We start from the raw sequence: 4,168 nt of genomic DNA, 5'->3' as shown, positions 1-4,168 counted from the left end.
GGCCATCGTTTGTAAAACCCGGTGCACTCGCATGGAGAGGATAGTTTGCTTGGTAGGGCTTCGCGTGCCCTCCTCGCTCTTTGACACGAGCAAGCTTAATCTTCGGATGCTGAGGATGATAGTGCGCGAAAATGCCCTGCTCTTTTTTTGGTGCCGTAAGCTGTGTGGTAGCCTGCCCTACTGCACGCCGCTCGGTCGCAGAGAGCTTTTTCCACGCTCCCCAGTGCTCCAACACTTCTTGCGGCTTGTCTTTCAGATACTTGCAAGGGTCAGGGTTAAAGAATATCTCACGAGGTGCGGGTGGCAATGAAAAAGGCAGGCCTTTTTCATTGAGGGTCAATAGATCCTGTAAGACAACTTCCAGAATCGCTTCATCACGCTTTACTTGGCTCTTCTCTTGCATTGCATCACCTCACCTGCCGCATTTCCTCAAGACATTGATGAAATGCGACTTCCCACTTCCACTCATTAAACCCCGTAATGGCGGCGATTTCTAGCGTGGCTCCAGGCTCACAGAGTTGCTCAAGCTCAGCGGCGATGGCATGGGCGTGCGCCATAAAGCGCGGGTAGGCGGCGGCGGCGAAGCTCTCATCGCCCAGAGTTGCTATAAGATCGGCGTGGCCGATGGAGAGCTGGACGTGTGCGGCTTTGATGCCCATCTCTTTCCACTGCGGGATCTGGACATAGCGCACGGCGGCAATAGTGGCCTCGGGGCGGGCAAGCGGGATCAGACGCAGGCGATCAAGGTTTTCGGGCGTATGGCACGTGTCGCCGAGGGTGATGAGATAGCGTGGCCTGTCAGCCATGTTCAGGCTCAGTCGCATAGTAGCCTCTCGCCCACCGTGATTCCCTCTAGCTTGCCCGGTACCAGCTCCCAGGCAACGACAGCCCCTGCGACGGCAGGGGCGATGCGAAACGGCGGGAGTGTCACAATGCGGAGCACTTTTCCCGCAGCATCACAGTAGGCAATCTCTAGCGGGAAGTGCATCCCAATGGAGTGGAGACGCTCGCCTTCGCTCAGGGGAATACCGAGGGCAAGATTCGGATCGGGGCTCCGGGCAAGCCAGCCACGCCCGCGCTCAACAAAACTCGCCAGCCAGCGTGCCTCGTTGGCCACAACTCGCCCCAAATCGGTGCGGAGGCTAGACACGGGTGCGCTGCTGCTTGGCAGCACGTTTGTCGAGAAATGCCATCACATCCGAAAGCTTAAAGCGGCGCTGTTGCCCCAGGGTGCGATGGTGGACTAAGTGCCCCCGGTTGGCATAGCGCCGCACCGTGGCAGGACAGACATCGAGCAGCTTCCCTGTCTCTTCCAGCGTCAAAATCGGGTCTAGGAGGCGAATGATGAGCTGCTCACGGGTCTCTTCAAACGTCCGCGATGGTGGAATAGTCTCGGGGGCCATCGAGGCGAGGATCTGCACATGGCGTGGAAGCCCTTCCCAGAGCGCTGCCCCTTCGGCATCGGTTGTCGGGTTCTGGGGCGGGAGCGGAGGGATGCGAAGCGACTCCGTGACTTGTTTAGGGTTAGGAATCTTAAACGGAGACCGCACCATAACGCGCGGCCCAACAGGCGCTAGATCCAGCTCAAGCGTCGCTTGGCCAAGCTCCACTTCCTCAGGGCCACGGACAAGCGTGATCCCTCCCTTGATCTCGTAATCCGCGCTGATCATCTCCGCCGACCCCGGTTCAGGGACAGGGAGGCGCTCGGCGGGGGTTACGTCCTGTTTGGGACGGTTAACAAACTGTTCGTACTTCTTGAGGCCCGACATATGTAAATGGCATTATACCGCGAGCATCGCATCATACCGTCAGCATGGCATCACCGAAGCTTAAAAATCGGTAGCTTTTTTTGAGAGCTTCTTCATACGCGCCTCGCATACTTTTGTAGCCCATAAACGCCGCCACAAGCAAGAGAAGAGTCGAGCGCGGCTGATGAAAATTGGTGATCAGACCATCTACGGTACGGAAGGCATATCCCGGCGTGATAAAGATTCCGGTCTCACCTTCCACTGCCACCACACGCTCGTGCGGCTTTGCCAGCTGCCCCGCCGACTCCAGCGCCCGCAGAGCCGTGGTGCCCACCGCGATCACGCGCCCGCTACAGGTATTCACCGCCGCCGCCGTCTCTTCGGAGATCGCGTAGGTCTCGGTGTGCATCACGTGCTCGGCGATATTCTCGGTCTTGATAGGGCGAAACGTCCCAATTCCGACATCGAGCCGTAGCCGCGCCATGCCCACGCCGTGCGCTTGGAGCTTTTTCAGCAGTTCAGGCGTGAAGTGGAGCCCCGCTGTGGGAGCCGCCGCAGAGCCCGGCGTTTTTGCGTAGACTGTCTGGTAGCGCTCTTTGTTTTCCAGCGGCGCAGTGATATAGGGCGGCAGTGGGACGCGTCCAATGGCGTCGAGCTTTTCCAGGACATCCTCGCCTAGAAAGCGCAGTAGCCGCCCGCCATTATCGAGTGTGGAGAGCGCTTCCGCCTCTAAATCCACCTCCGAAAACTGAACTTTTTGCCCCGGCAGCAGTTTCTTACCAGGCCGCACGAGGGCTTCAAAATACCCGTCGCCATGCTCAATCGCGGGGCGCAGAAGAAACACCTCGATCTGCCCCCCCGTGCCAGGCCGCTCACCAAAGAGCCGTAGCGCGGAGACTCGGGTCTCGTTGAGAACTAAGAGATCACCGGGACTCAGAAGCTCGGGCAGCTCACGAAAGATTCGGTGTGAGCGTGCCCCAGTTGCTCGATCCACGCAAAGGAGCCGCGAGGAATCTCGCGGCTCCAGTGGAGTCTGCGCAATGCGCTCCTCAGGTAGGTTGTAGTCAAAGTCCGAGAGCTGCACGAAGCTAGAGAAGCTCCTCGGGTTTGAACCAAAGCGCGATCTCATCGGCGGCAGTCTCAGGTGCATCGGAGCCGTGGATAAGGTTGAGCATCATGTCGCAGGTGTAGTCACCACGAATGGTGCCCGAGACGGCGTTGACGGGCTTGGTAGCGCCGATCATGTTGCGACAGATCTGAATCGCATCGGAGCCTTCCCAGACCATCGCAACCACGGGACCACTGGTGACAAAGTCTACCAGCTCACCAAAAAACGGACGCTCCGCGTGAACGGCGTAGTGCTTCTCAGCAGTGGCGCGGCTGGGGACAAGCTGCTTGAGCCCGACAAGTTTCAGCCCACGGTTCTCAAAGCGGCCAATGATCTCACCGACCAGACGGCGCTGGACACCGTCGGGCTTGACCATGATGTAGGTTCGTTCCATCGTATTTATCTATATCCTGACACAGAGTTAGGGCGCACTGCACGCAGTGCGCCCACCAAGGAGCTATTCTACCGCAACGGGTTCTGAGATTCCAGCTTGTGGAGTGCCTCTAGCTGCTTAATCCGCGCTTTATCCCCAGACTTACGCAGGCGCTGCTCCAGAATCACAGACTTGGCGATTCGTATAAACCGAAACCAGCGGGCATCTTCGATGTCTTTGGCGTAGCTACTCTTGCTGGCTCCCTCGATCTGCTGGCGCACCTGAGCAAGCTCGGCGAGCTGCGTGGGACGCTCTTCGAGATAGGCCATTGCCTGCACCACGGCCTCTTTCCACTCATCGGTGGTGGCGCGGCGGTTTCCGAGTGCGGGGAAGCGCTGGTTGAGGTCTTGCCGGGCCGTATTATAGCTCTTCTGGGCCTCAGGCGTGAGCCGAATTCCGGTAGAGCTACTGGGGCGCAGGTCCCGTGCCACGAGCTTGCGGAACTGGTCGTAGGCGACTTTGACCCGATCCTCGCCCTGCGCGGTTGTGCCAAGTTTTTCACTCAGCCCTTCGAGCGCGGCCCGCTGCGACGGTGACGCGGCGTTTTTCAGGTCGTTCCAGGAGGTTGCCGTAATCTCTTCGTCGCTCTCAATCGGCACAAAGCGGCGCAGAAAGACATCGCTGGTGGCTACGGGCACATCAATAGACTCCTCGTTGATCTGTGTCCACGCGAAGGCTTCATCCATACCCACCTTGCCGTCTTTGTTGTAGTCGGGCTGAACAGACTTGCGGCCCAGGCGGTCTTTTCCCGTCAGTGCCGCGAAGAAGTAGCTCGTGAAGTCGTGGTACTCCTCTTCCTCGACTTCCGGGGTGCAGCCCGCCGCCTCGCGCTCTTTGACCGTGGCGAAGAAACCGCAGAAGGGCCGATCTACCAGCTCG

At 58.9% G+C, this 4,168-nt stretch carries 6 protein-coding genes and 1 pseudogene; all 7 read right to left on the bottom strand.

Annotated features, from left to right (window positions below; all coding sequences use genetic code 11):
* The coding region (locus RMO15_RS22125) for a hypothetical protein (protein WP_309717303.1) at positions 1 to 403 on the bottom strand (403 nt) is incomplete at its 3' end.
* 4 nt (positions 404 to 407) lie between these two features.
* A complete protein-coding gene (locus tag RMO15_RS22120) occupies positions 408 to 824 on the bottom strand; it encodes a hypothetical protein (protein ID WP_309717300.1) in 417 nt (138 codons plus the stop codon).
* On the bottom strand, positions 815 to 1,150 hold the full coding sequence (locus tag RMO15_RS22115; protein WP_309717297.1) for a hypothetical protein: 336 nt from the start codon (positions 1,148 to 1,150) through the stop codon (positions 815 to 817). Before RMO15_RS22115 ends, RMO15_RS22120 begins: the two co-directional genes overlap by 10 nt.
* A complete protein-coding gene (locus RMO15_RS22110; protein ID WP_309717294.1) occupies positions 1,143 to 1,769 on the bottom strand; it encodes a helix-turn-helix domain-containing protein in 627 nt (208 codons plus the stop codon). The genes RMO15_RS22115 and RMO15_RS22110 overlap by 8 nt, the downstream gene beginning before the upstream one ends.
* A 31-nt stretch (positions 1,770 to 1,800) precedes the next feature.
* On the bottom strand, positions 1,801 to 2,832 hold the full coding sequence (gene queA, locus RMO15_RS22105; RefSeq protein WP_369016154.1) for a tRNA preQ1(34) S-adenosylmethionine ribosyltransferase-isomerase QueA: 1,032 nt from the start codon (positions 2,830 to 2,832) through the stop codon (positions 1,801 to 1,803).
* A gap of 4 nt (positions 2,833 to 2,836) precedes the next feature.
* Entirely contained in the window at positions 2,837 to 3,250 is a 414-nt protein-coding gene (ndk, locus tag RMO15_RS22100) for a nucleoside-diphosphate kinase (RefSeq protein WP_309717290.1), read from the bottom strand.
* A 68-nt stretch (positions 3,251 to 3,318) separates the two neighbouring features.
* Positions 3,319 to 4,168 (bottom strand): annotated as a pseudogene (locus RMO15_RS22095) (hypothetical protein); the annotation flags it as partial.

Origin of the sequence: Armatimonas sp., assembly GCF_031410135.1 — a bacterium.
Classification (GTDB): domain Bacteria; phylum Armatimonadota; class Armatimonadia; order Armatimonadales; family Armatimonadaceae; genus Armatimonas.
Note: the sequence above shows the minus strand (reverse complement) of the source record. Positions and strands in the feature narration are given on the sequence as shown.

Coding starts and splice junctions, on each gene's coding strand:
- RMO15_RS22120 (WP_309717300.1), bottom strand. CDS start 824: ATGCGACTGAGCCTGAACATGGCTGACAGGCCACGCTATCTCATCACC.
- RMO15_RS22110 (WP_309717294.1), bottom strand. CDS start 1,769: ATGTCGGGCCTCAAGAAGTACGAACAGTTTGTTAACCGTCCCAAACAG.
- ndk (WP_309717290.1), bottom strand. CDS start 3,250: ATGGAACGAACCTACATCATGGTCAAGCCCGACGGTGTCCAGCGCCGT.